Genomic DNA, 26,954 nt, shown 5'->3' on the forward strand with positions numbered 1-26,954 from the left:
GTATATCGGGAACCTTCCCTATACCATGACGGACAATGACCTAGCGCAACTGTTTGCGAGCGCTGGGGAAGTCAAGACGGCGGAAGTCGTTCGTGACCGCGAGACTGGCCAGAGCAAGGGTTTCGGTTTTGTGGAGATGAAGGACGCGGCAGGCGCAGAGAAGGCCCTGCAGATGAACGGAGCTACGTTCCAAAATCGTCAGATTCGTGTTGACGCAGCGCGCCCGCGCGAACCGCGTGAGGGTGGTTCGGGCTTCGGCGGCGGTCGCGGCGGCTTCGGCGGTGGTGATCGTGGTGGTCGCGGCGGCGGCTTCGGCGGCGGCGGTGATCGTGGCGGTCGCGGCGGCTTCGGCGGCGGCGGCGGCCGTGGTGGTCGCGGCGGCGATCGAGATCGCTAAGCAATAACAAGGGGCGCTGTTCCACGGCAAACCTTGTCATCAAACACCCGGAGTCCACATGGCTCCGGGTGTTTTTTTGACCTCGCAAGGTGGGCGCCGCCTGGTCGAAACCTTACTTCACACGCTCGATGTACTCGCCTGTGCGTGTGTCAATTTTGAGCGTGTCGCCTTCATTGATGAAGGATGGCACGGTGATGCTGGCTCCCGTTTCCAGCGTCGCCTGTTTGGTGACATTCGTTGCGGTGTCGCCGCGAACGGCAACCGGCGTCTGCACGACCTTCAAGACGACGAAAGTCGGTAAATCTACATCGAGCAGATTATCGCCTTCCATGACCAGGTAGGCGGAGTCGTTCTCACGCAGGAAGCGCGCCTTGTCGCCCATCATACCTTTGCCGACGGTGATCTGTTCAAAGGTGTCCGGATCCATGAACACAAAGTCGTCGCCGTCACGATAGCTTAACTGCATCGAGCGGCGATCCACGCGCACCAGGTCAATGTCGGAGCCTGCACGCACGCGGTCTTCCACGATGCGGCCGGTTTTCAAACTCTTGAGGCGCAGACGCACGAACGCACGCCAGTTGCCTGGATTGATATGTTGATACTCGATTACTTCGCACAAATCGTCATTATAGCGGATAATGTTGCCTGTTCTCAGGTCAGATGTTGTGGCCATGTTTCTTGCATACCTCTTTTTTAGTTCCGGGCGCCTGCTCACTGTTTCTACGCGACGCCTGCGTTAGCCTATCGGCTTGGCATTATCGCATGAGAAACTGAGATGGGCAAAAAAACGGCTTACGCGCAGCGCCAGCCGCATCATGCCCTGTGTATGAAGGGAGTTTCATTAACCGATGGCGAACCAACGTTCCAGCCTTCCCGGCTGTCTTTTGGCCCTCATGGCCTTCTTGGTCTTGTTTGCTGTCATTGCACCCGGCAGCTTCCTCGCCGGCGCTCTTTTGGAGCGCAACGGCGTGCTGCCTGGTTCTACGGCTGGCCAAATCAACGAAGGCCCTGCGGCGTTCAAATTGCTTTGGCAAGCGCGCGACATCATCAACAATCACTATGTGGATCGCAGCGCAATCGAAGACCAACGCCTGGCCTATGGCGCGGTCTCTGGCATGGTGGAGTCCCTGGGCGACACCGGACACAGCCGTTTCCTCACCCCGGAGATGATGCAAGCCGAGAGCCAGGCGCTCTCCAGTGATTTCGAGGGCATTGGCGCCGAATTAACCACCAAGGACGGGATGCCGGTCGTAGTGGCCCCGATGGAAAACTCGCCGGCCGAGCGCGCCGGGATTCGCGCCGGCGATGTCATCGTCGCCGTGGATGGTCAGGATGTCACCGGTATGGCGTTGAGCCAGGTGATTCAGCATGTGCGCGGCCCCAAAGGCACCAGCGTGACGCTTTCCGTCATTCATGAAGGCGAGAACCAGATTACCGATATTACGATCACGCGCGCCAAGATTCCGCTGATCAACGTTTCGGCGCAGATGATTCCTGGCACCACCGTGCTGCTCGTACGCATTGGCTCGTTCAGCGCGCGCGTGGGCGATGATCTGAAAGCGGCGCTGCAGCAGGGCAAGGCCGACGGCGCGCAGAAAATCATCCTGGACCTGCGCAATAGCCCCGGCGGTCTGCTGGATGAAGCGATTCTGGTCGCCAGTCAATTCTTGACCGATGGCCTGGTGATGCAGGAGCAAGATGCTGAAGGCAACCGCAAGCCGTTGGCTGTCAAGCCTGGCGGCGTCGCAACCGATCTGCCGCTGGCGGTGCTCATCAACCAGGGCACGGCCAGCGCGGCCGAGATCGTCAGCGGCGCTCTGCAAGACCAGGGCCGCGGCCAGTTGATTGGCAAGACGACCTTTGGCACCGGGACGGTCCTCAATCAATTCAATCTGGATGACGGTTCGGCGCTGCTGCTTGCCACGCGCCAATGGCTGACGCCCAAGGGGCGCGTCATCTGGCACCAGGGCATCGAACCAGACATCACGGTGGAATTGCCGCGCGATGCGTCGCTGGTAACGCCCTCGCGCTTGAAGGGTATGACGCCGACTGCACTTCAAGCCAGCCAGGATACACAACTGCTGAAGGCGCTCGAGGCTCTCGGCAAGGCGCCGAATGCCGCTCGCCGGTGAGCGGGAAGGCCGGCTGGATCTGTCCCCGCCAGTTCGGCCAGATTGACGTCTGAATCCATTGTGCGATAGGCTGCTCGGCATGATCACAGCGCAGGAGGAGCGCCATGCAATGTCCCATGTGTCAGTCAGAGATTGAGGAGGGAAGCGGTGAATGCCCCGAATGTATGCAGCCGCTTTGCCCGGCGTGCGGCGCGGCGGTGAGCGCAGAGGATGACGTGTGCCCTGAGTGCGGCGCCGAATTCATGCTCACGTGCCCGACGTGCGGCGCTGAGGTGGAGCCGGATGCCCTGGCTTGCCCGCAGTGCGGCGCCGAATTCACTTTTCCTTGCCCCTCCTGCGGCGCACCCGTGTTCGAGGGCAGCGAGGCTTGCCCAACCTGTGACGTAGATCTATGCCCGGATTGCGGCGCGCTGCTGCCAGACGATGCGCTGAGCTGCTCGCGCTGCGGGTTGGTGTTTGATCTTGTGTGCTCGGCATGCGGCGCCGAACTTCCGGCCGGCGCCGTTAACTGCCCTGTCTGCGGCGCCTCGCTCGTGACTGACGGCGACGAGTCGTCAGTCACGGCGCCTCAGTGGTCTGACGTGCCTGGAATTTTCAGCAGCCGGCCGGTTGTGGCTTCAGGGCCTGGGTATAGCGCCCAGGTGGATCTGCCGACAGGCCGCTGCCCGTCATGCGGCGCAGAAGTCTTCTTGGAACAGGGCAACTGCCTCGTATGCGGCCAGCCGTTTTGCCCGCGCTGCGGCGCCCGTGTGGACGAAGATGATGTGCGCTGTCAGGCGTGCAGCCTGGCGCTGGAATTCGGCTGTCCGGCTTGCGCTTTCACCTTGCTCAGCCAGGCAAGCGAATGCCCAAACTGCGGCCGCTCGTTCGTGCGCGTCTGTCCGCGCTGCGGCGGTCGCGTGTTTGGCGCGGCCAACGCCTGCGACGCCTGCGGTCAGACGTTCGACTTGGCTGGGCGTCCCAGCGGCGAAGTGTTCAGCGTCGGTGGTGTGCTGGTCATGGTGCGTTGTCCCCTCTGCCGCAGCGAGTTTCCGCTGGCGAAAGGCGCGTGCCGCACCTGCGGGCATCGCATCTGCACACGGTGCGCGCTGGTCTTGACGCCTGAGGACAGCGTTTGCCCGCGCTGTGGACAGGCGGCTGCGCCGGCGCCGACCTTTGCCTGTCCTGAGTGCGCAGCTCGTCTGCCAGTGGGCAGCAGCGAATGCAGCGCCTGCGGCGCCAGCCTCTGCCCCCAATGCCAACGTGTGGTTGATTCAGATGCGACGCGCTGTTTTGCCTGCGGCGCGCGTTTCCTTTTGACCTGTGATCATTGCGGCGGCGAAGTTGACGCTGATGATGTGACCTGTCCACATTGCGGCGAGCGCTTCGAAGAACCGGCATGAGGCCGCGGGTGAAACCCGGGCCATGCATCAGCGTCGCTTTGGAGTCGCTGCGTAGATGAGGCTGCCCACGGTGCCGAGCAAGGTTGCCAGCACGACGGTCAGAATCGCAATCAGCGCGGCCAGTACGAAGAGGCCGCCGGTGCTGAACACGTCGGCCGGCGCCAGGCCCAGCCCGCTCAGCAGATCAGCCACCCAAGGCGGCAGCTGGGCGAGAATAGCCTCACTGCCGCCGGTCATAGGCAGCGCCAACGGCACCGTCGCCAGCCCTACGACGCCATCGGCCAGGCCTGTTACCAGGCCAGCCAGGAAGCCAAGCTGAGCAATGCGTTGTTTGGATGTTTGAGGACGGCGGCGCAGTTGCAGATAGGCAGCCAGCATCCCGATGCCAACGTATAAAAGCAGGCTGATCGGCATGATCAGGCAGCCGAAGAAGGGAATCAACGCCAGCAAGGAGAGAATGATGCTGGCGGCTGCTCCCAAAATGCCGGCGCGTAGGCCGGGATGACGTGTCAAGGCAGGCTCCCCGTGTAGTATGGTGGGGTTGATTATACCATGCGATTACACGCGGCTTGAAATCAGCCAAGTGTACGCAATGGGCAGATTTGACCTGTCATCAATCTATGGTTATAATGCGCCCCATATTAGGGCTGGCGAGACAACGTCGGCCCTTTTTCCCGCCTCGCTCCTGTTCCGCAGATTGCGGACGATGGGAATGGCGCCGGTAAAGGCCTCAGGCCTGGCGCGCGGGCGGTTTTGTGTTGCCTGAGGCCAGTTATCGCGGAGGATGAAATTGCCTACCATCAATCAGTTGATTCGTAAGGGCCGTTTGCCCCAGAAGGCCAAGGAAAAGGCGCCTGCATTGCGTTTTTCGTATAACGCGTTGAGCGGCAGGACACAGCGCATCAAGACTGGCAACCCTTTCAAGCGGGGCGTCTGCACCCAAGTGCGCACCACTACACCGAAGAAACCGAACTCGGCGCTGCGCAAAATTGCGCGTGTTCGTTTGACGAACGGTATTGAAGTGACCGCCTATATTCCGGGCGAGGGTCATCGCTTGCAGGAACACTCGGTTGTGCTGATCCGCGGCGGTCGTGTCAAGGACCTGCCCGGCGTGCGCTACCACATTGTGCGCGGCGCGTTGGATACCACCGGTGTGGATAATCGCAAGCGCGGTCGTTCCAAGTATGGCTCCAAGCGACCGAAGGCCGGACAGGTCGCTAAGGGCAAGGCGCCAGTCAAGGGCAAAAAGTAATCAGGTTTCTGGCGCTGGGTGGAAGCCAGGCAAGTAGCTGCCATCCGGTGTTCGAAATGTCCTGCGGAGGTTTGTATGTCAAGACGAAATCGCGCCGAGTTTCGACCGATTATTCCAGATAGCCGTTATAGCAATGAAACGCTGACCAGATTGATCAACCGGATCATGCAGCGGGGCAAAAAGAGCGTAGCCGAACGCATTGTCTATTCAGCGCTCGACATCGTTGAGGGCAAGACCAAGAAATCCCCAATGGATGTCTTTGAGTCGGCTCTACGCAATGTGACGCCGTCGCTTGAAGTGAAGCCCCGCCGCGTCGGCGGTGCAACCTACCAGGTGCCGGTTGAAATCGAGCCGGAACGGCGTGACGCATTGGCGCTGCGCTGGCTTGTGCAGGCGGCGCGTAATCGCCCTGGCCGCACCATGGCCGAAAGGCTGGCGAGCGAGTTGATGGATGCGGCCGCCAATCAAGGCAACGCGTACAAGAAGAAGGAAGATACGCATAAGATGGCAGACGCCAACAGGGCGTTTGCGCACTATCGCTGGTAAACCAGCGGTCGCGCCCCGCCTCGAACACGTCGTAGAAACAGCGACGTGAGCGGGGCAACAACCTAGCTTGACCGTCGTTTGTAGAAGATTGTTTTTTGGCGACGAAGGGCAGAGCCAGTCTTTGCCCTTCGTCCTTGTCTGAAGGATCAGCAGCTATGGCCCGTGAATTTTCATTAGAACGCATCCGCAACATCGGCATTATTGCTCATATTGATGCGGGCAAGACAACAACGACCGAGCGTGTGCTCTTCTATTCTGGACGCACCTATCGCTTGGGCAATGTGGATGAAGGCACCACCGTCACTGACTGGATGGAGCAGGAGAAAGAGCGCGGCATCACGATTACCGCGGCCGCCATCACCACCTCGTGGCGCGATTATCAGATCAATCTGATTGACACGCCAGGCCACATTGACTTTACGGCCGAAGTGCAGCGTTCTCTGCGTGTGTTGGATGGCGGCGTTGTCGTGTTCGATGCCGTGGCCGGCGTGGAGCCGCAATCGGAAACCGTTTGGCGTCAGGCCAACCGCTATGGTGTGCCGCGTATCTGCTTCGTCAACAAGATGGATCGCATCGGCGCCGATTTTTGGCGCACGATTGACATGATCCGCACGCGCTTGGGAGCCAAGCCTTTGCCTGTGCAGATTCCGATCGGCGCGCAAGAGACGTTCAAGGGCGCGGTGGATCTGATGGAAATGCAAGCGGTTGTCTTCACGGACGAACTGGGCGCTTCGCCTCAGATTGGTGAGATTCCGGCTGATTTGCAGGCTGACGCCAAACACTGGCGCGACAAGATGATCGAGGCTATTGCCGAAACCGATGAAGAATTAACCCTGAAGTTCTTGGAAGGCGAGGAGATCACCACGGCGGAGTTGCGTGTGGCGCTGCGCCGCGCCACCCTGGGCAGTCACCTGGTGCCGGTGCTGTGCGGCAGCTCGCTGCGCAACAAGGGCGTCCAGCCCCTGTTGGATGCTGTGGTTGACTATCTGCCCTCGCCGGTAGATATTCCGCCGGTGTACGGCCTTGATCCAGACACCAATGTCGAGAAGATTCGACCCACGAATGATGCCGCGCCTCTCTCGGCGCTGGTCTTCAAGATCGTCGCCGATCCCTATGTGGGACGTCTCGCCTATGTGCGCGTCTATTCGGGCGTGCTCAGCGCCAGCAGCGGCGTGATCAATTCGACCAAGGGGCGCAAGGAGCGCATCGGTCGCCTGATGCGGATGCGCGCCAATCAGCGAGAAGACCTCACCGAGATTCCGGCGGGTGAGATTGGCGCCATTATTGGCCTCAAACAGACCTTTACGGGCGACACCTTGTGCGATCCGGCCGACCAGGTGATTCTCGAATCCATCTCTTTCCCTGAGCCAGTCATTATGATTGCGATTGAGCCGAAGACCAAAGCCGATCAAGATAAGATGTCCATGGCCCTGCAGCGCCTGGCGGAAGAAGATCCAACCTTTAAGGTTAAGGTGGATGAGCAAACCGGCCAGACCTTGATTGCAGGCATGGGTGAATTGCACCTGGAAGTCCTGGTGGACCGTATGCTGCGTGAGTTCCGCGTGCAGGCGAAAGTCGGACGGCCCCAGGTGGCTTATCGCGAGACCATCACGAAGAAGGTCAAGGTCCAAGGCCGTTTTATTCGTCAAAGCGGCGGCCGCGGTCAGTATGGCGATGTGTGGCTGGAATTGGAGCCGTTGGCGCCCGGCGAAGGTTTCTTGTTTGAAGACAAGACCGTGGGCGGCGTCGTGCCACGCGAGTACATGGGCGCCATTCAGTCGGGCATCAAAGAGGCGATGGAGAACGGCATCATTGGCGGATTCCCGCTGATTGACATGACGGCGCGGCTAGTGGATGGTTCGTACCATGAGGTGGACTCCTCGGAGTTGGCCTTCAAGATTGCTGCCTCCATGGCCCTCAAGGAAGGCGCGCAGAAGGCCGGGCCTGTTCTCTTGGAGCCGATCATGAAGGTGGAAGTGGTCACCCCTGAGGACTACGTGGGCGATGTCATCGGCGACCTGAGCTCACGCCGCGGCCAGATTGACGGCATCGAGATGCACTCCACGGGCACGCAGGCCGTGCGCGCGTTCATCCCGCTGGCGTCTATGTTTGGCTATGCCACAGACCTGCGCTCCCGCACGCAGGGACGCGGGGTTTTCACCCAGGAGTTTGATCATTACCAGCCGGTGTCGGCCGAGCAGACCCAGAAGTTGCTCAATCGCTGAGTCGCGCACACCCAAAACGCAGGCCAATGATGTGGCAAGGCGAGGACTGCGGATTTTTTCACCGTCTAGCCCAAAGTATTTGCCAAGATCGTTGTTCTACGTATAATAATTAGGTTTGCGCGACGAGATTCAGATAGATACGAAACTAAAAAACATAGAACTTACGACCTGGAGTGCGCACGACGACTCTCGGTGTCGTTTCAGATTTGTGAAAGGAGTCATTCGGAGCTATGGCAAAAGCGATATTTCAGCGAACGAAGCCGCACGTGAACGTGGGGACGATTGGCCACATTGACCACGGGAAGACGAGTTTGACGGCGGCGATCACGAAGGTGTTGGCGCTCAAGGGTTGGGCGGACTATCGTGCGTTCGATTCGATTGACAATGCGCCGGAAGAGAAGGCGCGCGGCATCACGATTGCGATTGCGCACGTGGAATACCAGACGGAGAAGCGGCACTATGCGCACGTGGACTGTCCGGGACATGCGGACTACATCAAGAACATGATCACGGGTGCGGCGCAGATGGACGGGGCGATCCTGGTGGTCGCTGCGCCGGATGGGCCGATGCCGCAGACGCGGGAGCACATTTTGCTGGCGCGTCAGGTGGAAGTGCCGGCGATGGTGGTGTTTCTGAACAAGTGCGACATGATGGAAGACGAGGAGTTGTTGGAGTTGGTGGAGTTGGAGTTGCGAGAGTTGTTGAGCAGCTACAATTTTCCCGGCGACGACATACCGATCGTGCGCGGGAGTGCATTGCAGGTTCTGGAGTGCACCTCGAAGGATCCGAATGCGCCGGAGTACAAGTGCATTTGGGATTTGATGCGGGTGGTGGATGAGTACATCCCGACGCCGGTGCGCGAGATAGACAAGCCGTTCCTGATGCCGGTGGAAGACGTTTTTGCGATCAAGGGTCGCGGGACGGTGGTGACGGGACGCATCGAGCGGGGCACGGTCAAGGTCGGCGAAGAAATCGAGATCGTGGGCCTGCGCGAGACGCGCAAGACGATTGTGACCGGAGTCGAGATGTTCAAGAAGATTCTGGAGCGGGGCGAAGCGGGCGACAACGTAGGTTGTTTGCTGCGGGGCATCACGCGCACAGACGTGGAGCGCGGACAGGTGTTGGCCAAGCCGGGGTCCATCAAGCCGCACATGGAATTCATGGGCGAGGTGTACGTGTTGAAGAAGGAAGAGGGTGGACGCCACACGCCGTTCTTCAACGGGTATCGGCCGCAGTTCTACATTCGGACAATGGACGTGACGGGTTCGTGTGACCTGCCGGAAGGCGTGGAAATGGTCATGCCGGGCGACAATGTGAACCTGAAGGTGCATCTGATTGTACCCGTGGCGTTGGAAGTCGGTTCCCGGTTTGCCATCCGCGAGGGTGGCCGCACCGTGGGCGCCGGCGTCATCACCAAGATGATGAATTAGCATCCAAGCAAGGGTGGGAACAAGAGAGAAGCGCCGTAGGGCCTTCTCTCTTGCTAAATCGTTCACCCAGGGGGAAGCATGGCGAAGCAACGAATCCGCATTAAACTAAAAGCCTACGATCATCGAGTCCTCGATAGCTCAGCGGCCCAGATTGTAGATGTGGCAGAGCAGACCGGCGCCAATGTGGTTGGCCCAGTTCCGCTGCCCACGCGTATCGAGAAGTTCACTGTTAATCGGTCCCCATTTATTGACAAAGATTCGCGTGAACAGTTTGAAATTCGTACGCACAAGCGTTTGATTGATGTGATTGATCCGGGCCAGAAGACAATTGACAAGTTGATGCACTTGAATCTTCCGGCGGGTGTTGATATCGAAATAAAGCTGTAAGCAAAAACAAAACATAAACGACGTGACGAAGCTATCGTTTCGTCGCCTTGTCTGTACCGTCCATCACCTGACGCGAGACGGTATGGGGGACGACTAGTCTGTCAGCCAGAGCTGCCATGAACGGTCCCACCACGTGCACGCGACGCTGCGCGAATTGATCCCAATTCGCCGCGTTGCGCAACTGGAGGGCGCCTGGCAAGTAACGGCCAGACAGGCGCCCTCCAGTTGTTTATGTGAGGCCATCGAAGTCCGGAGCAGCCGGTCGCCATGCGACCGACTATGCGCTGTGATGACCAATCAAAGGAGGATGGGGAGCTGAGGATGATGCGGCGGGGTCAGGCTGCTGGCAGTCCTTGCTTCTTGGATTGTATGAAGGGTATTATTGGTAGAAAGATCGGCATGACGCAGGTGTTCACCGACAAGGGCAACGTTGTCCCGGTGACTGTCATTGAAGCCGGGCCGTGCTATGTCATTCAGATTCGCACGCTGGAAAAAGATGGCTATGCCTCTGTGCAGCTTGGTTTTGACGAAGTGAAGCCAAAGCGTTTGACCAAAGGTGAACTCGGTCATCTGCGCAAGAAGAACCTGGCGCCTCTGCGCACGCTGCGTGAGTTTCGCGCCTTCCGCAACGACAAGATCGAATGGCAGGTTGGTCAGAAGATTTCGGCTGACGTGTTTGCTGCTGGCGATGTGGTTGACGTTACGGGCATCTCTAAAGGTCGCGGCTTTCAGGGCGGTGTGCGACGTCATGGTTTTCATGGCGGGCCAAAGACACATGGCCAATCGGATCGTCAGCGCGCACCTGGCTCCATTGGCGCAGGCACCTCGCCTGGCCGTGTGGAGAAGGGCACCCGCATGGCAGGGCACATGGGCGCGGCGCGCGTCACCGTGACTAACCTGCGCGTGGTGAAAGTAGACGCTGAGCGCAATCTGCTATTGGTGCGTGGCGCCGTACCGGGCGCCAAGAATGGCCTGCTGTTTATCCGGGCTGCGCGCAAAGCGGGTTGATGGGCGCCGGAGGAAAGAATCATGCAAGTACCAGTTCATAACATCAGTGGCGAAGTAGTCGGGCAGGTTGAACTGCGCGACGACATCTTTGCGGTGCCAGTCAATCGTTCTGTGATGCACCAGGCGTTGGTGCGCCAGCTTGCTAATGCCCATTTGGGCACCCATGACACCAAGACGCGTTCAGAGGTCAGCGGCGGCGGCAAAAAACCCTGGCGCCAAAAGGGCACAGGACGCGCTCGCCAGGGGAGCACGCGCGCGCCGCATTGGCGGCACGGCGGCGTTGCCTTTGGGCCGACGCCGCATGCCTACACGCAGGATATGCCGCGCAAGATGCGGCGCCTGGCGATGCGGTCAGCTCTGTCGGTCAAGGCCGCGGAGCAGCAGATCGTGGTTGTCGAAAGTTTTGCCCTGGAGACGCCCAAGACGAAGACCGTCGTGCAGTTCCTGAACAAGGTTGAAGTCAAGCGGAGTGCTCTCATTTTGCTGTCTGAACGCAATGAGACCATGGAGCTGTCGGCCCGCAATCTTCCCAACGTGAAGACGCTGCGCGCGGGCTATCTCAACGTGCGCGACCTGCTTGGTTATGAAACCCTGGTGGTGCCGTTGGCGGCGCTTGAGCAGATCGAATCCTTCCTGGCGGACTGAGTCGGAGGCAATGAGCAATGCATATCTATGAAGTTCTCAAGCGGCCGTTGATCACGGAAAAAACGATGGCTCAGCGTGAATTGGCGAACCAATACGCGTTTGAGGTGGATCGTCGCGCGAATCGCCATCAGGTGAAAGAGGCGGTGGAGGCGGTTTTTCCCAATGTGAACGTTTTGGACGTGCGCGTCACGAATATGCCGCCTAAGCACAAGCGAGCCTTCCGGCGGCAGGTCGTGCGCCATACGGCCTGGAAGAAGGCCTATGTCACGCTGGCGCCTGGGCAAACCATCCAGGTGTTTGAAGGCGTGTAACGAGGAGTTAAAGCGATGGGAATCAAGATCTATCGGCCCACCTCAGCGGGCCGGCGTGGCATGAGCGTTGCAACGTTTGAGGAACTGACGCCGAACGTGCAGCCAGAGCGCTCACTGCTCACCGGTGTTCGGAAGCGCGCCGGACGTAACCATCAGGGCCGGATAACCGTACGCCATCAGGGCGGCGGGCACAAACAGCGCTATCGTTTGATTGACTTTCGACGCGACAAGGTTGGCATTCCCGCGCGCGTGGAGAGCATTGAGTATGATCCAAACCGCACGGCGCGCATCGCCAAGCTCGTCTACGCTGACGGTGAGAAGCGGTACATCCTGGCGCCCCTGGGCGTCCAGGTCGGCGATAAGCTGATGTCTGGGCCGGATGCCGAAGTGCGCAGCGGCAACGCGCTGCCGATTGCCAATCTGCCGTTGGGTTCGGTGATTCATAATATCGAGCTGCAGCCGGGCCGCGGCGGCCAGTTGGTGCGCTCGGCCGGCGTGTCGGCGCAGTTGGTCGCGAAAGAAGGCGATTATGCCCAGGTGCGTTTGCCCTCTGGCGAAGTGCGCTTGATCAGCATTCGTTGTATGGCGACGCTGGGCCAGGTTGGCAACACCGATCACGCCAACATCAATTGGGGCAAGGCTGGTCGCCTGCGGTGGCGTGGCCGCATGCCGCAAGTGCGCGGCATTGCGATGGATCCCAGTTCTCACCCGCACGGTGGCGGCGAAGGTCGCTCACCGATTGGTATGCCCGGGCCGAAGACGCCATGGGGCAAGCCAGCCCTGGGCTATAAGACGCGCAAGAATAAGCGTACGGCCAGCATGATCGTGCGCCGGCGCAGCGCGGGTCGTCTGAAGTAAGCGAGGGTGAGGAGGATTTACCTGTGTCACGTTCATTGAAAAAGGGACCGTTCGTAGACCCGAAGCTGCTGAAGAAGATTGAAGCGATGAATCGCCGAGGCGAGAAGCGTGTGCTCAAAACCTGGTCGCGCGACTCAACGATCTTCCCGCAGTTCGTGGGCCACACCATGGCCGTGCATGATGGCAAGCGCCATGTGCCGATTTACATTACTGAGAATATGGTGGGACACAAGCTGGGCGAGTTTGCACCCACGCGCTTCTTCCGTGGTCATGCGGCCAAGGAAAAGCCCACGAAGGTGTCAGCGAAGCCGTCAGGAGGGAAGTAAGCATGAGTGACGTGGTAACCGTGAAAGCGACCACCAAGCATGTAGGCCTGTCGGCGCAGAAGGTGCGCCTGGTATTGGACCAGGTGCGCGGTCGGCGGGCCAGTGAGGCGCTCGCCTATCTGGCTGTTCTGCCGCAAGCCGCGGCCAGGCCCGTGGCAGCAACGATCAAGTCGGCCATGGCCAGCGCGGAGGAAAACCTCGGCTTGAACCAGGAAGACATGGTGGTGAGCCAGATTTGGGCCGACATGGGATCAACTCGTAAATGGCGACGTTTCGGCGCTCGTGGGCGTTTCAAACCCATTTTGCGCCGCAGTTCCCACATCAGTGTGGTGCTGGCGGAAGAAACGAACGCATAGGTTGACTTGGAGATCACACAACACGCGCCGGCTTGACGGCAAGGAATTATGACATCTGGGAATGCGGACGATAGGCTGCAGCAGCCGAGACGCAGTGGATCCCAGGATTACGGAGGACGCATTGGGTCGCAAGGTTCATCCAATTGGTTTTAGATTAGGGATCATTCGTGATCATCAGACCCGCTGGTTTGCATCGGGTCTGCGCTATGTGCAACAATTGCAAGAGGATCGCGCCATCCGTCAGATGGTGTTGAAGCTCATAACGGGCGCCGGCATCTCGCTGCTGGAAATCGAACGCTTTCCGAACCAGGTTGCCTTGCGCGTCCATACGGCCAAGCCGGGCATCATTATCGGACGCAAAGGCGCCAATGTCAACGATCTGCGCACGAAGCTGCAGACTCTGACCGGCAAGAAGGTCAAGATAGACATCGAGGAGATCGAACGGCCGGAACTCGATGCATACCTGGTAAGCCAGAGCATTGCGGAGCAGCTTGAGAAGCGTATTTCATACAAGCGTGCGATGAAGCAGGCGGTGACGCGTGCCATGCGTTTGGGCGCCAAGGGCATCATGATCACGTGCAGCGGACGTCTGGCTGGCTCTGAAATGGCCCGCCGTGACTCGGTGCGTGATGGTCAGATTCCGCGGCATACGTTACGCGCCAACATTGACTACTCCTATTCCGAGGCGTTGACGACCTTCGGCCGCATCGGCATCAAGGTGTGGATTTACAAGGGCGAAGTTCTGCCTGGCATGGCGCGCCCGAGTGAGACCAGGTCAGTGAGGACAATGGAGTAAGCCAGCGTCTGGCGAGGCTGGCTGGCGACTGACCTGAGGGCGGCGCCTGAGAGCCTTAACATTTAGGAGCAAATTAACGATGTTAATGCCGAAGCGTGTCAAATACCGCAAAATGCACCGTGGTCACATGCGTGGCACGGCCGGCCGGGGCAACCAGGTTGCCTTTGGTGAATTTGGCCTGCAAGCGATGGAGCCATGTTGGATGACCAGCCGCCAGATCGAAGCGGCTCGCCGCACGATTGTGCGCTTCATCCGCCGCGGTGGTAAGTTATGGATTCGTGTCTTCCCTGATAAGCCGGTGACGAAGAAGGCCGCCGAAACCCGTATGGGCAGCGGCAAGGGCGCGGTAGATCACTGGGTGGCGGTCGTTCGCCCAGGGCTGATGTTGTTTGAATTGGCCGGCGTGACCGAAGAGACGGCGAAAGAGGCTTTCCAGTTGGCATCCTACAAACTGCCAATCAGGACACAGCTCGTGTCGCGTGCGGCGGAGTCTGCGGCGCCAGAAGTAGCGGCTGCGACGGCCGGCGCCGCGGCGTAGTGAAGAGGAGCTCATGATGCTGTCAAAAGAAATCCGTGCGCTGACAACCGATGAGGTTGGCGTTAAGTTAGACGCTGCTTATCAGGAGCTGTTCAATCTGCGCTTTCAAATGTCAACCGGTCAGATGAAGAACACCACGCGCCTGACGCAGGTTAAACGTGATATTGCCCGGTTGAAGACAATTCTGCGGGAGCGCGAATTGGAAGCCTGGTATGCCGCAGGGCGCGGCGCCTAACAACAGGCGCTGGTGCAAGTCGAAGGGGAAGAATTATGCGTGAACAGCGTAAAACATTGGTTGGCCGCGTAGCCAGCAACAAAATGGACAAAACCGTGGTGGTGACGGTGGAACGCGTACGCCGCCACGCGCTGTATGGTAAAGTGATCAAGATCACCCGCCGCTTCATGGCGCACGATGAGAGCAATGCCTGCCAGATTGGTGACATGGTGCGCATCCTGGAATCTCAGCCGTTGAGCCGCCACAAGCGATGGGTGGTGGCGGAAATCCTGAATCGTTCGAACCAGGAAGTAGCTTGATCTGTTTCCCGCAACCGTACGGCGTTTGCACCCTGGCGCGTGAGCCAGGAGGGCAGCGACAGGCGACGGTTCGGTGAACCACACAAAAGGAGACGACGATGATTCAGCAGGAAAGCCGGCTGGTTGTTGCAGACAACACGGGCGCAAAAGAAATCCTGTGCATACGTGTCAAGGGCGGCTCAACACGTCGCTATGCTTCGGTGGGGGACATCATCGTAGCGGCCGTGAAGCAAGCGGCGCCCAATGGCGCGGTGAAGAAGGGCGATGTGGTGCGCGCGGTCGTCGTGCGAACCGCGCGGGGCTACGGCCGTTCGGATGGTTCGTACATCAAGTTTGACGATAACGCGGCCGTCATTATTGACGAAGCCAAGAACCCGAAGGGCACGCGCATTTTTGGCCCGGTGGCCCGTGAACTGCGTGAGCGGGGCTTTATGAAAATCGTGTCGCTGGCTCCCGAAACACTTTGAGACGCGGTGCACAGAGCCAACGGAAGTAGACGGTAGCGAGTAACGAGGAGAGCCGGGGTATGAAAATCAAAAAAGGCGACACGGTTGAAGTCATTCGGGGCGAACATCGCGGGACGCGCGGCAAGGTCAATGCGGTTCTTGTGGGCAAAGATAAATTCGGCCGCAAAGACCCCGACAATACCCGTGTGGTCGTGGCTGGCGTCAACCTGATCATAAAGCATCAGCGCCGCACAGGCGATGTGCGTACACAGGTCGGGCGGATTGAGCGCGAGGCGCCCATTCATGTTTCTAACGTGATGCTGGTTTCGCCCAAGACGAATGAACCGGTGCGCGTCGCTTTCAAGGTAGATGCTGATGGCCGTAAGGTGCGCCGCGAAGCGGGCACTGACGAAGCCATTGATTGATGATGGCGGAAAGACGGAGTAGACGATGAACGCACAACCAAGACTAAAGGTGCGCTATCAGAACGACATTGTGAAGGCCATGCGCGAAGAGTTTGGCTATCAGAACGTCAATGAAGTGCCTCGCATCGAGAAAATCGTGGTCAATATCGGCCTGGGCGAAGCGCTGCAAAACGCCAAGGCCCTGGAAGCGGCCGCCAGTGACATGGCAACGATTACCGGACAGAAGCCGGTGATTACGAAGGCGCGGCGTTCGATTGCCACCTTCAAGCTGCGCGAGGGTAATGCTATTGGCGCGAAGGTGACGCTGCGCGGCGCTCGCATGTACGAATTCCTGGACAGACTGTGCAATATTGCGTTGGCGCGCCAACGCGACTTTCGCGGCGTTTCGCCTGATGGTTTCGATGGTCGCGGCAATTACAGCCTGGGCCTGCGCGAACAGTTAATCTGGCCGGAAATTGACTACGACAAGATTGACCGTGTGCGCGGCATGGAAATCACATTGGTTACCACGGCCAAGACGGATGATGAAGGGCGCCGGCTGTTGCAGTTGTTCGGGATGCCATTCCGAGCGCGGTAACACGCGTGGAAAATTGCGCGAAGGGAAGCAAAACGGGGTCGTTGGTCGCGAGACTGGCGAGAACGAGGAGATACTGTGGCCAAAAAGTCAATCGTCATTAAAGAAACACGTCGTAAATATGCGGTGCGCGTGCGCAATCGCTGCAAGATGTGCGGACGCCCACGTGCTTATATGCGGCGGTTTGGCTTGTGCCGTATTTGTTTCCGCCAAGAGGCTTTGGTGGGGCGGCTGCCGGGCGTGGTGAAGTCGAGCTGGTAATTCTACCCCCGCCATTGCTGAACAATGGCTGGTTGGGGGCGATTCCAGGCGCCGACACGGCGCCTCTTCATGGGTTCAGAGAAGCGATATTAGTAGGACCACCAGGAGTGCGCAGGCACTAACCAGTGTGTCCGCGGGAGTGAAAGACGATGGTTAATGATCCGATTGCGGATATGTTGACACGCATTCGCAATGCGCTGTTGGCTCGGCATCGCCAAGTGCTGATCCCCAGCTCGAAGATGAAGGTCGCAATTGCTCGCCTTCTCAAGGAAGAGGGTTTTATTCAGCATTACGACGTGACGCGCGACCGTCCGCAGCCGATGCTTCGCATCATTCTGAAATATGATAAAAGCCGCAAACCGGTGCTTTCAGGCTTAAAACGCGTGAGCAAGCCGGGCTGCCGTGTATATACACCGTACCGCGAAATCCCCTGGGTGTTGAGCGGGATGGGTGTTGCCATCTTGACAACCCCGCGCGGCATGATGACTGATCGCCAGGCACGACGTGCGCATCTCGGCGGCGAAGTGCTGTGCTACGTCTGGTAGTCAGCGGAAACTTGCGAGGGAACTATGTCAAGACTTGGTAAACTACCCATCAAGTTGCCCGCGGGCGTGTCAGTAGACATTGCCGCCAGCAACGAAGTAACTGTCAAAGGGCCGCGTGGCACGCTGAATAGACAATTTCCGACGAGCATTGCCATTACGTTGGACGATGGCTCTGTGGTTGTCCAGCGTCATGCCGACAACCGCTTTCAGCGCGCGGCGCACGGGCTGGTGCGCGCCCTGATGAACAATATGGTGGTCGGCGTGTCGAGCGGCTTCAAGAAAGAGCTGGACATCATTGGGGTTGGCTACCGGGCCGAAATGCAGGGTAAGAACCTGATGTTGCATGTCGGTTACTCTCATCCTGTAGAGTTTCTGCCGCCAGCAGGAATTGCGTTTGCTGTGACGCCCACGCCCGACAAGAACGTGCGCGTGACCGTGGAAGGCGCTGATAAGGAAGTAGTTGGCGAAACCGCGGCGCGCATTCGACGCATTCGGCCGCCTGAACCCTACAAAGGCAAGGGCATCCGCTATGTGGGTGAGGTCGTCCGTATCAAGGCCGGCAAGGCTGGTAAAGTTGGCAAGGGCGGCAAGTAAGGGAGTAACGACTCATGGCAAAAAATGAAGGTGCGATCGCACGCACGCGACGGCACACACGTATTCGCCGGCGTGTCGTAGGGACGGCGCAGCGACCCCGTCTGAACGTGTTCCGTAGTCTGGAGCATATCTATGCCCAAATCATTGATGATGAGAAAGGGCACACGCTGGTATCTGCCTCAACGGTTGATCCAGACACGCGCACACGTCTGGCCGGACTGAGCAAGGTGGCGCAGGCGACGCTCGTGGGTGAGATGATCGCAGAGCGGGCGCTGGCCGCAGGGATTAAGCAAGTGGTGTTCGACCGGGGCGGCTACATTTATCATGGCCGTGTCAAGGCGCTTGCCGAAGGCTCGCGCGCCAAGGGTTTGGATTTCTAACGCTGGAGCCGAGCAGGAGGATACATGCCTGAGAAGAAGAGAGAACGCGAACAGCGACGCAATCGCGAAGAAGAACGCGACCAGTTTGACGAGCGCGTGGTGCACGTTGCGCGTACGGCCAAGGTCGTCAAAGGCGGGCGTCGGTTTACTTTCCGCGCGGTAGTTGTGGTGGGCGACAATAACGGCCGGGTTGGCATTGGCATCGGCAAGGCCCGTGAAGTGCCAGACGCCATTCGCAAGGGCACTGAGCGCGCGCACAAGGACATGCGCCCTGTTCCGCTGGCCGGTCGCACGATTCCGCATGAGGTGCGGGTGCGCTTTGGCGCCGCCGAGGTGTTGCTCAAGCCAGCGACGCCTGGCACGGGCGTCATTGCGGGCGGCGGCGTACGCGCCGTCGTCGAAGCCGCGGGAATCAAAGATATTCTAACCAAATCACTCGGCAGCAGCAATATGCTCAACGTGGTGAAGGCCACGCATGCGGCGCTCAATGCACTCAAGGATGTTGAGGCCGAAGCGCAGCGCCGCGGCAAACCGGTTGAGGGCCTGCTGCCGTTCTGGAGGCAAAAGACAGATGCCGAACAAGGATAATGCCACTCGACGCTTGCGCGTGACCTACGTGAAGAGCACTATTGGCTACGACAAGAGTCAAAAACGCACGGTGCTGGCGTTGGGTCTTCGTCGCTTGGGGCAGACTGTTGAACATGCTGATACGCCGGTAATTCGGGGCATGGTCGGTAAAGTTCCGCACCTGGTCCGCGTTGAAGAAATCGGCGCTTGAGTAGGGGGAACGTATGCAATTACATGATCTCAAGCCGACGGTTGGCGCGAAACAGCCACGCGTGCGCGTGGGACGCGGCAGCGGCGCTGGCCGTGGTAAGACAGCCGGTAAGGGTACCAAGGGCCAGAATGCACGCAGCGGACGCAGCGTAGCGCCGTACTTCGAAGGCGGTCAGCTGCCCTTGGTGCGCCGGCTGCCGCACCTGGCAGGTTTTACCAATCTATGGCGCATCGAGTTCAAACCGGTCAACCTGGACCGCTTGTTGGTGTTTGAGGCTGGCAGCATCGTGTCGCCAGAAACGCTGGCTGAGGCGGGGATCATCAAGGCGAATGATCAGCGCGTGGCTATTCTTGGCGGCGGCGAGATTGATCGCCCGCTGATCGTGAAGGCCCATCGCGTCTCCGCCAGCGCCCGTCAAAAGATCGAAGCGGCTGGTGGGACGGTGGAAGCGCTGTCCGTAGAGACCAAGCACGACCCGCGTTAAGTCGCTGCCTGTCAAAGCAGGTTTCTGTGATGCCTGTTTTGCGGGCACGAGCAAGAGGAGGCCAGTTTCATATGCAAATGCTGCAAGCCGTCCGCAACGCCTTTAAGTTGCCCGACTTACGCCGAAAGCTGTTGATCACTTTTCTGATTTTGGTGATTTACCGCTTGGCCGCGCACGTGCCAGTGACCGGTGTCAACGCGGAGGGGCTGCGCCAGCTTTTCCAGTCAAACCAGCTTCTGGGCCTGCTTGATATGTTCTCCGGCGGCGCCATGTCGAATTTCTCGGTCATGGCGATGGGCGTCTACCCATACATTACCGCCTCCATTATCATGCAGCTGTTGATTCCGATCGTGCCGCGACTGGAAGCGATTCAAAAGGAAGGTGAGGCCGGGCGCAACCGGCTCAACCAGTATCAGAACTGGTTGACCATTCCGCTGGCTGCTTTGCAGGCCTATGGTCAGGCAACGATCCTGACGCGGTCGCAAACGACTGGCGCCCCGGTGCTGTCTACGTTCGGTTTTGCCCAGTATCCGCTGGAAACGTTGACGACAATCATTGTTTTGACGGCGGGCACGATGTTTGCCATCTGGCTGGGTGAATTGATCACGGAGCAGGGCATTGGCAACGGCGTTTCGATCATTATCTTCGGCGGCATTGTGGCGCGTGTGCCGCAGTCCATCGGCAACTTGCTGGCGAACAACGCCTGGTCGTTGGTGGTTTTCCTGGTTGTCACCGTGATCACCGTGGCGGTGATTGTGGTGGTACAGGAAGGGCAGCGGCGCATTCCGGTGCAATACGGCAAGCGCGTGCGCGTGATGCGCGGTAATCGGTTGATGATGGTGGGCGGGCAGAGCACGCATGTTCCACTGCGCGTCAATTCAGCCGGCATGATCCCGTTGATCTTTGCGCAGAGCATCATGATCTTCCCCGGCACCATTGCCAGCTACTTCGTCTACTCGGCGAATGCAACGATTGCCTCGGTGGCGACCTGGATTTCGACAACATTCAGTCCGCAGAGTAATCTGTACTGGATTCTGTACTTCTTCCTGGTGCTTGGCTTTACGTACTTTTACACGAGCGTGGTCTTCCAGCAGCAGAATCTGCCAGACACCTTACAAAAGCAGGGCGGCTTTGTGCCAGGCATTCGTCCTGGCAAGCCCACCGAGACCTATCTCAACGGCGTGCTCAATCGGATCACGTTGGTGGGCGCGGTTTTCTTGGGCCTGGTCGCGATTCTGCCGTGGATCACGCGCGACTTGACCGAGACCACGACGATGTTGATCACCAGCACTGGTATGCTCATTGTTGTCGGCGTGGTGCTGGACACGATGAAGCAGTTGGAAGCGCAGCTGATGATGCGCCACTACGAGGGCTTCATCAAGTAGGCCTGGCGCTGCGGTCAACGCGGCGGCGGGCCGTGAAAGGCAACCCGTGCCCCACATGCCTGCCCGATGGGGCAGAATGTGAAGACAGTGTCCCAATCACACAATACAAGGAGTTGGATGACGATGGAGTCAAACAGTCCGATCTTTATCGTGATGTTGGGTGTGCCGGGTGCCGGCAAGGGCACTCAAGCGCAGCGGCTTGAAGAAAAATTGGGGCTGAAGCAAGTTTCAACCGGTGACATCTTTCGCGACAATCTGCGCAACCAGACGCCACTCGGCCAACTAGCCAAGAGCTATATGGACAAGGGCGAACTTGTGCCCGATGATGTGACTATTCGCATGGTCGAAGAACGTCTGAGCCGGCCGGACTGCGCCAAGGGCGCCATTATGGATGGCTTCCCGCGCACATTGGCTCAGGCCGATGCGTTTGATAAGATGCTGCGTGGCAAAGGGCAGAAGGTAGCTCTCGTGCCGCTCATCGGCGTGACGGATGACGAGGTGATGGATCGTTTGACTGGTCGCCGGGTTTGCCGGCGCTGTCAAGGGGTCTTTCATCTCATGTTCAACCCGCCGCCGCCGGCCGGTGAATGTCCGCAGGGCGATAAGAGCCTGTGCGACATTTACCAGCGTGACGATGATAAGCCTGAAACAGTGCGCAATCGCCTGTTTGTCTACTACAAGCAGACGGCGCCCTTGATCGGGTACTACTTCGCGCATGGGCTGTTGGCTGAGATCAATGGTGCGCAAGCGATTGACAAGGTAACGAGTGATCTGTGGGACGTGTTGGACAAAGCCATGGCATGAGGCAGTGGCTGCAGCGCCGATCGGAGCCGCCGCCGCAAGAAAAACCAGCGCCCGCGCGCGTCACGCTGAAAGGCCCGTATGAGTTGGGCCTGATGCGCACGGCCGGACAGATCGTGGCTGAGGTTCATGACACCGTCAGGCAGGCGATCAAGCCAGGCGTGACGACAGGCGAGCTGAATCGTCTGGCCGACGCGCTGATCCGCAAGCGCAATGGAGTACCATCCTTTCTGGGGTACAACGGCTTTCCGGCCTCCATCTGCGCCTCGATCAACGACGAGCTGGTGCACGGCATTCCCAGCGCCAAGCGCGTGCTCAAGGCAAGCGATATCATCAGTGTGGATGTCGGCGTCATTTACAAAGGCTTTCACGGTGATTCCGCCTGGACTTACCCGGTCGGCGAGATCACGGACGAGGCAAAGCGCCTGCTGGCAGTGACTGAACAGTCGCTGTACGTCGGCATTGAACAGGTGGCTCCTGGCAAGACGTTTGGTGATGTTTCAGGCGCCATTCAGCGTTATGTAGAAGGTCATGGGTTTAGTGTCGTGCGCGAGTACACCGGTCATGGCATCGGGCGGCAAATGCACGAGGATCCGCAAATCTTGCACTATCTGCACCCCGATGACAAGGTGCAATACTGGATTCTGCGCCCAGGCATGACATTTGCTATCGAACCCATGGTCAATGTCGGCACATGGAAGACGCAGGTTCTTGAGGACGGGTGGACGGTGGTGCCTGAGGATCGGCGCTTGTCCGCACACTTTGAGCATACGTTGGCTGTCACCGAGAATGGCGTCGAAATCCTGACCCGGCAACGGTAAAGGGATCAAGACTTCCGAAGTCTGCCAGGCTTTGGAAGTCTAGGGTTGGAAAAGTAGGTAAGGTAAGGGAGAGGTGTTCTCATGAAAGTTCGACCCTCTGTAAAGCGAATTTGTGCGAAGTGTAAGATCATCAAGCGCCACGGCGTGGTGCGGGTGATTTGCCAAGACCCCAAGCATAAGCAGCGACAGGGTTAAGAGTTTAGGAGGCAAGCATGGCTCGTATTGCTGGTGTTGACCTGCCGCGCGACAAGCGGGTTGAAGTGGCACTAACGTACATCTTTGGTATTGGCCCTTCAATCAGCAGAGAAATCCTGGGTGTCACCAGCGTGAACCCAGACACGCGGGTCAAGGATTTGTCAGAAGCTGAAGTGGCCCGCCTGCGCGAGGTCATTGACCGCAACTACCGCGTCGAGGGTGACTTACGACGCGAGATCAGTTTGAACATCAAGCGCCTGCAGGAAATCGGATCCTACCGGGGACTACGGCACCGCCGCAGTTTGCCGGTGCGTGGTCAGCGTACGCGTACGAATGCACGCACCAAGCGTGGCGCGCGCAAGACCGTGGCTGGCAAGCGCCGTTCGAAGGCCAAGAAGTAATAACAACGTGCTCCACGCGGCGGCCTGGCTGCATGCGAGGGAGCGCGTGGCGCGATCAGCCTGGTTGCGCTACGGGATGGATTTTCTACCGGTGTTGGCGGCCAGCCTGCGGGCTGGCGCTAAAGTCTTAAGAAGGAGTTATCATGCCACCACGAGTTGCACGACGTGAACCGCGCCGCGGCGCCGCTCGACGTGAAAAGAAGATGGTGCCGGTGGGCGCCGTGCACGTTCAGTCTACGTTTAACAATACCATCATTACCATCACCGATCCTCAAGGCAATACCGTGACCTGGAGCAGCGCCGGATTGGCCGGCTTCAAAGGCTCGCGCAAGAGCACGCCTTTTGCCGCGACGCTGGCTGCGCAGCAGTGCGGTAAGAGCGCGATGGATATGGGGATGCGAGAGGTGGATGTGTTTGTGAAAGGCCCTGGCCCAGGGCGTGAGGCAGCCGTGCGCGCGATTCAGGCTGCGGGTCTGCGCGTGCGCACGATTACCGATGTGACGCCTCTGCCCCACAATGGGTGTCGGCCGCCAAAGAAGCGTCGAGTCTAGCGAGCGAACAAAGCGTTCGGTTGACAAGGAGGACGGGCTACCGTATGCTTGTAAACTTGTCCCGGGCCCACGCCACCCTTTGACCGCAGGTCGAGGCGCGTGATTGATTTTGGAGGAGAAACGATGGCGAGATATACGGACCCAGTTTGCAGATTGTGTCGAGCTGAAGGTCAAAAACTGTTTCTAAAGGGCGAACGTTGTTTGACGCCCAAATGCGCCGTGGAGCGTCGCCCTTACGTGCCGGGTATGCACGGCCCCAAGGGCGGTTTCAAGCGCAAGGTGTCTGACTACAACCGCCAGCTGCGTGAAAAGCAAAAGGCGCGCCGAATTTATGGCGTCATGGAGCGGCAGTTCCGCCGCTATTTCTCAACTGCCAGCCGGGCCAAAGGCCTGACCGGCGCGACCCTGTTGACCCTTCTGGAGTCACGTCTCGATAACGTGGTTTATCGCCTGGGATTTGCTGATTCACGCGCCCAGGCCCGCCAGTTGGTGCGCCATGGTCACTTTGCGGTGAACAATCAAAAGACAGACATTCCGTCCTTCTTGGTAAAACCGGGCGATGTGGTCGCAGTACGCGACAGCAGCCGCAATAATGTCTATTTCAAGGGTCTCGGCGAGTACCTGCATGATCGCAGCACCCCGGCGTGGCTGAGCCGCGACACGGCTGGTATGTCGGGTCGTGTGATCGAACTGCCTGGCCGCCTTGACATTGATGCGCAACTGAACGAACAGTTGATCGTTGAGTTCTACAGCCGGTAGACGATTGCATCGTGAATGTGGGTCATTTCTGTTGCGCGCTCGGCGCCGCAACAATTCCGGCTTGACCGATGTTTTACGTCAATCGCACGATGCAAGGAGGTAGTAACTTGTCAAGTGTAATGCTGCCGAAAATCGAATGTGAAGCAAGCGCGCAGAACTACGGTCGCTTTGTCATTAGCCCACTCGAAAGTGGGCATGGTACGACCCTGGGCAACGCGCTGCGCCGCGTTCTGCTTTCTTCATTGACTGGCGCGGCCGTTACTTCGATTCGAATTACGGGCGTACATCATGAGTTTCAGGATATTCCTCACGTGCGCGAGGATATGACGGCGCTGCTTCTGAACGTGAAGCAGATTCGCCTGAAATGCGACTCAGACGAGCCGCAGCGCCTGCACGTAGAGGTTACCGGCGAAGGGATTATCACCGCGGGCGACCTGGTATGCCCGGTCGGTGTTGAAGTGATCAATCCGGAGTTGTACCTGCTGACGGCTGACTCCGAACAAGCTGAGCTAGATATCGAGATGGTGGTCCAGCGTGGGAAGGGCTATTCGCCGTCTGAGGATCGCACCAAGCTGCCGCTCGGCGAGATACCGGTGGATTCGATCTTCAGCCCGGTGCGCAAGTCGAACTATACTGTTGAGCGCACACGCGTGGGCCAGCAAACTGACTATGATAAACTGACGATTGAAATCTGGACAGACGGCACCATCACACCGAAGGCCGCGCTGAGCGAAAGCGCGCGCATTTTGGTGCAGCATTTTTCGTTGATTGTTGGCGTGGATGCGAGCCTGGCTGACCTTCCCAAGAAGGACGAGGATGGCATCCCTGATCGTCTCTATGAAACCGCCATCGAAGACCTGGAATTGACCGTGCGCGCATACAATTGCTTGAAGCGTGCGGGCATCACCAAGGTGGGCGAAGTGCTGGAGCGGTTGCAGCAGGGCGAAGAGGAAATTCTTGCCATTCGCAATTTTGGCCGCAAATCGCTCGATGAGTTGCTGGAACGTCTGGAGCAGAAGGGCTTCTTGTCCGCTATTCGTTTTGAGCGGCGAACGCCCGAAGGCGGCGTTGCTGACGCCGATGATGATGCCAGTCTGGATGAGCCGGCGCTCGCCATCGAGTAAGTGATGATGGGCCAGGATGGTCAACGCATGCGTGGACGATTCTGGCCCGTGCGGCGACGACACGAGTGAGGATGAAATGCGACACCAAGTTAGCGGTTATAAACTAGGACGAAACGATGCCCAGCGCCGTGCGCTTATGCGCAATCTGATCAGCCAGCTCTTTTTGCATGGCCGTATTCAGACGACAGAGGCGAAGGCGCGGGCGATCCGTTCCGATGCAGAAAAAATAATTACCATTGCCAAGAACGGCCTGCGCGCAGAGGGCAACAAGGTGCATGCCCGTCGCCTCGTGGCGGCGCGTATCAACGGCGTTGACGCGGCGAAGAAGCTGTTTGACGAGATTGCCCCGCGCTTTGAAACGCGTCCCGGCGGCTATACACGCCTATATAAGTTGGGCATGAGGCAGGGTGATGGCGCTGAGATGGCGATCATTGAATTGGTGCAGGAATAGCCCGCGCCGATCATGATGCAACCGTCTGATGACCAGCGGCCTGCTTTCAGGGCGACGGTAGAGTATGACGGGACTGATTATGCCGGTTGGCAAATCCAGATAGGACAGCCAACCGTGCAGGGCACCTTAGAAACTGCACTAGCACAGGTTTGTCGTGAGACGAGCCGGGTGATTGGCGCCGGCCGCACGGATGCCGGGGTTCATGCCAGCGGCCAGGTGATACGCTTTCAGTGCGTCTGGCGGCGCCCTCTGGCCGACCTGGAACGGGCGCTGAATGCGGTCTTGCCCGCGTCTGTGGCGGTGCGCGAAGTAGCGTTGGCTGAGCCTGGTTTTCACCCACGGTTCAGTGCACGCAGCCGCCTTTACCGCTACACGGTATGGGCGGCCGCGGTGCGCTCACCCCAACGCGCGCGCTTTGCCCACTATGTCAAGCAACGGCTTGACCTGGACGCAATGAATGAGGCCGCGGCAACCCTGGTTGGTTGGCATGATTTTGCCACCTTTGGCGTAGATCCGGAAGAACGGGCCGGGCGCGGCAATTCGCGACGCGAGGTGCTGCAAGCTGACTGGCGCACGACACCGGACGACGATGGCGTCTGGTATCGTTTCGATATCGAAGCCAATGCCTTTCTGCGCACCATGGTGCGCACGATCGTGGCGACGCTGTTGGCCGTGGGCCGCGGCCAGCGGCGATCCAGCGAGGTGTTGAATCTGTTACTTGCGGCTGACCGCCGTTTGGCTCCGCCGCCGGCCCCGGCTTGTGGCCTGTGCCTGGTGCATGTTCGTTATTGAAAATCAGAGTGCGTCTGGCGATCATACGGTGTTGACCGTGGCTGCGACGGCCTACGCGCCGTGC

Annotated in this window: 40 protein-coding genes; 38 read left to right on the plus strand and 2 right to left on the minus strand. The window is 58.9% G+C overall.

Features of this window, described 5'->3' with window-relative positions:
* The first annotated feature begins 25 nt into the window (after window positions 1–25).
* On the plus strand, window positions 26–397 hold the full coding sequence (locus ACPQ6D_RS01795; protein ID WP_423222760.1) for an RNA recognition motif domain-containing protein: 372 nt from the start codon (window positions 26–28) through the stop codon (window positions 395–397).
* Between the two features lie 112 nt (window positions 398–509).
* Here ACPQ6D_RS01795 and efp read toward each other — a convergent pair whose 3' ends face one another.
* Window positions 510–1,070, minus strand: a complete 561-nt coding sequence (efp, locus tag ACPQ6D_RS01800; RefSeq protein ID WP_423222568.1) for an elongation factor P — start codon at window positions 1,068–1,070, stop codon at window positions 510–512.
* Window positions 1,071–1,245: 175 nt separating this feature from the next.
* Here efp and ACPQ6D_RS01805 point away from each other — a divergent pair, with 175 nt between their 5' ends.
* Entirely contained in the window at window positions 1,246–2,529 is a 1,284-nt protein-coding gene (locus ACPQ6D_RS01805) for a S41 family peptidase (protein ID WP_423222569.1), read from the plus strand.
* A gap of 104 nt (window positions 2,530–2,633) precedes the next feature.
* Window positions 2,634–3,911 carry a double zinc ribbon domain-containing protein gene (locus tag ACPQ6D_RS01810; protein ID WP_423222570.1) on the plus strand — a complete coding sequence of 426 codons (1,278 nt, stop codon included), beginning with the start codon at window positions 2,634–2,636 and terminating at the stop codon, window positions 3,909–3,911.
* A 27-nt stretch (window positions 3,912–3,938) separates the two neighbouring features.
* Here ACPQ6D_RS01810 and ACPQ6D_RS01815 read toward each other — a convergent pair whose 3' ends face one another.
* Complete coding sequence (locus ACPQ6D_RS01815) at window positions 3,939–4,424, minus strand: DUF3566 domain-containing protein (RefSeq protein ID WP_423222571.1); 486 nt, start codon at window positions 4,422–4,424, stop codon at window positions 3,939–3,941.
* Between the two features lie 277 nt (window positions 4,425–4,701).
* Here ACPQ6D_RS01815 and rpsL point away from each other — a divergent pair, with 277 nt between their 5' ends.
* The 35 genes from rpsL (at window position 4,702) to truA (ending at window position 26,890) form a co-directional block, all read left to right on the plus strand.
* Window positions 4,702–5,163 carry a 30S ribosomal protein S12 gene (rpsL, locus tag ACPQ6D_RS01820; protein WP_423222572.1) on the plus strand — a complete coding sequence of 154 codons (462 nt, stop codon included), beginning with the start codon at window positions 4,702–4,704 and terminating at the stop codon, window positions 5,161–5,163.
* Between the two features lie 75 nt (window positions 5,164–5,238).
* Window positions 5,239–5,709 carry a 30S ribosomal protein S7 gene (rpsG, locus tag ACPQ6D_RS01825; RefSeq protein ID WP_423222573.1) on the plus strand — a complete coding sequence of 157 codons (471 nt, stop codon included), beginning with the start codon at window positions 5,239–5,241 and terminating at the stop codon, window positions 5,707–5,709.
* Between the two features lie 155 nt (window positions 5,710–5,864).
* Window positions 5,865–7,934, plus strand: a complete 2,070-nt coding sequence (gene fusA / locus ACPQ6D_RS01830) for an elongation factor G (protein WP_423222574.1) — start codon at window positions 5,865–5,867, stop codon at window positions 7,932–7,934.
* A 230-nt stretch (window positions 7,935–8,164) separates the two neighbouring features.
* Window positions 8,165–9,364, plus strand: coding sequence for an elongation factor Tu (gene tuf / locus ACPQ6D_RS01835; protein WP_423222575.1), 1,200 nt, complete (start codon window positions 8,165–8,167; stop codon window positions 9,362–9,364).
* 78 nt (window positions 9,365–9,442) lie between these two features.
* Window positions 9,443–9,751 (plus strand): 30S ribosomal protein S10, encoded by a 309-nt coding sequence (gene rpsJ, locus ACPQ6D_RS01840; RefSeq protein ID WP_343408299.1) that lies wholly within the window; start codon window positions 9,443–9,445, stop codon window positions 9,749–9,751.
* Between the two features lie 369 nt (window positions 9,752–10,120).
* The gene (gene rplC, locus ACPQ6D_RS01845) at window positions 10,121–10,759 is read left to right on the plus strand and encodes a 50S ribosomal protein L3 (RefSeq protein WP_423222576.1); all 639 of its coding nucleotides are present in this window, start codon (window positions 10,121–10,123) and stop codon (window positions 10,757–10,759) included.
* An 18-nt stretch (window positions 10,760–10,777) separates the two neighbouring features.
* A complete protein-coding gene (gene rplD / locus ACPQ6D_RS01850) occupies window positions 10,778–11,404 on the plus strand; it encodes a 50S ribosomal protein L4 (protein WP_423222761.1) in 627 nt (208 codons plus the stop codon).
* Between the two features lie 17 nt (window positions 11,405–11,421).
* Window positions 11,422–11,715: a 50S ribosomal protein L23 gene (gene rplW / locus ACPQ6D_RS01855; RefSeq protein WP_423222577.1), complete on the plus strand. Its 294-nt coding sequence runs from the start codon at window positions 11,422–11,424 to the stop codon at window positions 11,713–11,715.
* A gap of 15 nt (window positions 11,716–11,730) precedes the next feature.
* Complete coding sequence (rplB, locus tag ACPQ6D_RS01860) at window positions 11,731–12,573, plus strand: 50S ribosomal protein L2 (RefSeq protein ID WP_423222578.1); 843 nt, start codon at window positions 11,731–11,733, stop codon at window positions 12,571–12,573.
* Window positions 12,574–12,596: 23 nt separating this feature from the next.
* Window positions 12,597–12,899 carry a 30S ribosomal protein S19 gene (gene rpsS, locus ACPQ6D_RS01865; RefSeq protein WP_423222579.1) on the plus strand — a complete coding sequence of 101 codons (303 nt, stop codon included), beginning with the start codon at window positions 12,597–12,599 and terminating at the stop codon, window positions 12,897–12,899.
* A gap of 2 nt (window positions 12,900–12,901) precedes the next feature.
* Window positions 12,902–13,255 carry a 50S ribosomal protein L22 gene (rplV, locus tag ACPQ6D_RS01870; protein ID WP_423222580.1) on the plus strand — a complete coding sequence of 118 codons (354 nt, stop codon included), beginning with the start codon at window positions 12,902–12,904 and terminating at the stop codon, window positions 13,253–13,255.
* A 61-nt stretch (window positions 13,256–13,316) separates the two neighbouring features.
* On the plus strand, window positions 13,317–14,051 hold the full coding sequence (gene rpsC / locus ACPQ6D_RS01875) for a 30S ribosomal protein S3 (RefSeq protein WP_423222581.1): 735 nt from the start codon (window positions 13,317–13,319) through the stop codon (window positions 14,049–14,051).
* A gap of 79 nt (window positions 14,052–14,130) precedes the next feature.
* Window positions 14,131–14,589: a 50S ribosomal protein L16 gene (gene rplP, locus ACPQ6D_RS01880; protein WP_423222582.1), complete on the plus strand. Its 459-nt coding sequence runs from the start codon at window positions 14,131–14,133 to the stop codon at window positions 14,587–14,589.
* A 16-nt stretch (window positions 14,590–14,605) separates the two neighbouring features.
* Window positions 14,606–14,824, plus strand: coding sequence for a 50S ribosomal protein L29 (gene rpmC / locus ACPQ6D_RS01885; RefSeq protein WP_423222762.1), 219 nt, complete (start codon window positions 14,606–14,608; stop codon window positions 14,822–14,824).
* Between the two features lie 35 nt (window positions 14,825–14,859).
* Entirely contained in the window at window positions 14,860–15,123 is a 264-nt protein-coding gene (gene rpsQ / locus ACPQ6D_RS01890; protein ID WP_423222583.1) for a 30S ribosomal protein S17, read from the plus strand.
* Between the two features lie 98 nt (window positions 15,124–15,221).
* Window positions 15,222–15,590, plus strand: a complete 369-nt coding sequence (gene rplN, locus ACPQ6D_RS01895) for a 50S ribosomal protein L14 (protein WP_423222584.1) — start codon at window positions 15,222–15,224, stop codon at window positions 15,588–15,590.
* A 59-nt stretch (window positions 15,591–15,649) separates the two neighbouring features.
* Window positions 15,650–15,994: a 50S ribosomal protein L24 gene (rplX, locus tag ACPQ6D_RS01900; protein ID WP_423222585.1), complete on the plus strand. Its 345-nt coding sequence runs from the start codon at window positions 15,650–15,652 to the stop codon at window positions 15,992–15,994.
* A gap of 25 nt (window positions 15,995–16,019) precedes the next feature.
* Entirely contained in the window at window positions 16,020–16,571 is a 552-nt protein-coding gene (gene rplE / locus ACPQ6D_RS01905; RefSeq protein WP_423222586.1) for a 50S ribosomal protein L5, read from the plus strand.
* A gap of 75 nt (window positions 16,572–16,646) precedes the next feature.
* Complete coding sequence (locus ACPQ6D_RS01910) at window positions 16,647–16,829, plus strand: type Z 30S ribosomal protein S14 (RefSeq protein ID WP_423222587.1); 183 nt, start codon at window positions 16,647–16,649, stop codon at window positions 16,827–16,829.
* A gap of 149 nt (window positions 16,830–16,978) precedes the next feature.
* Entirely contained in the window at window positions 16,979–17,374 is a 396-nt protein-coding gene (gene rpsH, locus ACPQ6D_RS01915; RefSeq protein ID WP_423222588.1) for a 30S ribosomal protein S8, read from the plus strand.
* A gap of 24 nt (window positions 17,375–17,398) precedes the next feature.
* Entirely contained in the window at window positions 17,399–17,968 is a 570-nt protein-coding gene (gene rplF / locus ACPQ6D_RS01920; RefSeq protein ID WP_423222589.1) for a 50S ribosomal protein L6, read from the plus strand.
* A gap of 14 nt (window positions 17,969–17,982) precedes the next feature.
* A complete protein-coding gene (gene rplR / locus ACPQ6D_RS01925) occupies window positions 17,983–18,348 on the plus strand; it encodes a 50S ribosomal protein L18 (RefSeq protein ID WP_423222590.1) in 366 nt (121 codons plus the stop codon).
* A 24-nt stretch (window positions 18,349–18,372) separates the two neighbouring features.
* Window positions 18,373–18,936, plus strand: coding sequence for a 30S ribosomal protein S5 (gene rpsE, locus ACPQ6D_RS01930; protein WP_423222591.1), 564 nt, complete (start codon window positions 18,373–18,375; stop codon window positions 18,934–18,936).
* Window positions 18,920–19,126 (plus strand): 50S ribosomal protein L30, encoded by a 207-nt coding sequence (gene rpmD, locus ACPQ6D_RS01935; protein ID WP_423222592.1) that lies wholly within the window; start codon window positions 18,920–18,922, stop codon window positions 19,124–19,126. The genes rpsE and rpmD overlap by 17 nt, the downstream gene beginning before the upstream one ends.
* A 13-nt stretch (window positions 19,127–19,139) precedes the next feature.
* Complete coding sequence (gene rplO, locus ACPQ6D_RS01940) at window positions 19,140–19,610, plus strand: 50S ribosomal protein L15 (RefSeq protein ID WP_423222593.1); 471 nt, start codon at window positions 19,140–19,142, stop codon at window positions 19,608–19,610.
* A 77-nt stretch (window positions 19,611–19,687) separates the two neighbouring features.
* Entirely contained in the window at window positions 19,688–20,995 is a 1,308-nt protein-coding gene (gene secY, locus ACPQ6D_RS01945; protein WP_423222763.1) for a preprotein translocase subunit SecY, read from the plus strand.
* 123 nt (window positions 20,996–21,118) lie between these two features.
* Entirely contained in the window at window positions 21,119–21,799 is a 681-nt protein-coding gene (locus ACPQ6D_RS01950; protein ID WP_423222594.1) for an adenylate kinase, read from the plus strand.
* Complete coding sequence (gene map / locus ACPQ6D_RS01955) at window positions 21,769–22,617, plus strand: type I methionyl aminopeptidase (protein ID WP_423222595.1); 849 nt, start codon at window positions 21,769–21,771, stop codon at window positions 22,615–22,617. The genes ACPQ6D_RS01950 and map overlap by 31 nt, the downstream gene beginning before the upstream one ends.
* Window positions 22,618–22,698: 81 nt before the next feature.
* On the plus strand, window positions 22,699–22,812 hold the full coding sequence (rpmJ, locus tag ACPQ6D_RS01960; protein WP_343408280.1) for a 50S ribosomal protein L36: 114 nt from the start codon (window positions 22,699–22,701) through the stop codon (window positions 22,810–22,812).
* Between the two features lie 17 nt (window positions 22,813–22,829).
* Window positions 22,830–23,213, plus strand: coding sequence for a 30S ribosomal protein S13 (rpsM, locus tag ACPQ6D_RS01965; RefSeq protein ID WP_423222596.1), 384 nt, complete (start codon window positions 22,830–22,832; stop codon window positions 23,211–23,213).
* 143 nt (window positions 23,214–23,356) lie between these two features.
* Entirely contained in the window at window positions 23,357–23,764 is a 408-nt protein-coding gene (gene rpsK, locus ACPQ6D_RS01970) for a 30S ribosomal protein S11 (protein WP_423222597.1), read from the plus strand.
* 123 nt (window positions 23,765–23,887) lie between these two features.
* Window positions 23,888–24,523, plus strand: coding sequence for a 30S ribosomal protein S4 (gene rpsD, locus ACPQ6D_RS01975; protein WP_423222598.1), 636 nt, complete (start codon window positions 23,888–23,890; stop codon window positions 24,521–24,523).
* Window positions 24,524–24,630: 107 nt separating this feature from the next.
* Window positions 24,631–25,647, plus strand: coding sequence for a DNA-directed RNA polymerase subunit alpha (locus tag ACPQ6D_RS01980; RefSeq protein ID WP_423222599.1), 1,017 nt, complete (start codon window positions 24,631–24,633; stop codon window positions 25,645–25,647).
* A gap of 76 nt (window positions 25,648–25,723) precedes the next feature.
* The gene (gene rplQ / locus ACPQ6D_RS01985) at window positions 25,724–26,098 is read left to right on the plus strand and encodes a 50S ribosomal protein L17 (RefSeq protein WP_423222764.1); all 375 of its coding nucleotides are present in this window, start codon (window positions 25,724–25,726) and stop codon (window positions 26,096–26,098) included.
* A 12-nt stretch (window positions 26,099–26,110) separates the two neighbouring features.
* Window positions 26,111–26,890 carry a tRNA pseudouridine(38-40) synthase TruA gene (gene truA, locus ACPQ6D_RS01990; RefSeq protein WP_423222600.1) on the plus strand — a complete coding sequence of 260 codons (780 nt, stop codon included), beginning with the start codon at window positions 26,111–26,113 and terminating at the stop codon, window positions 26,888–26,890.
* The last annotated feature ends 64 nt before the right edge of the window (window positions 26,891–26,954 follow it).

This window comes from Candidatus Amarolinea aalborgensis (genome assembly GCF_900491745.1).
Lineage (GTDB): Bacteria > Chloroflexota > Anaerolineae > SSC4 > Amarolineaceae > Amarolinea > Amarolinea aalborgensis.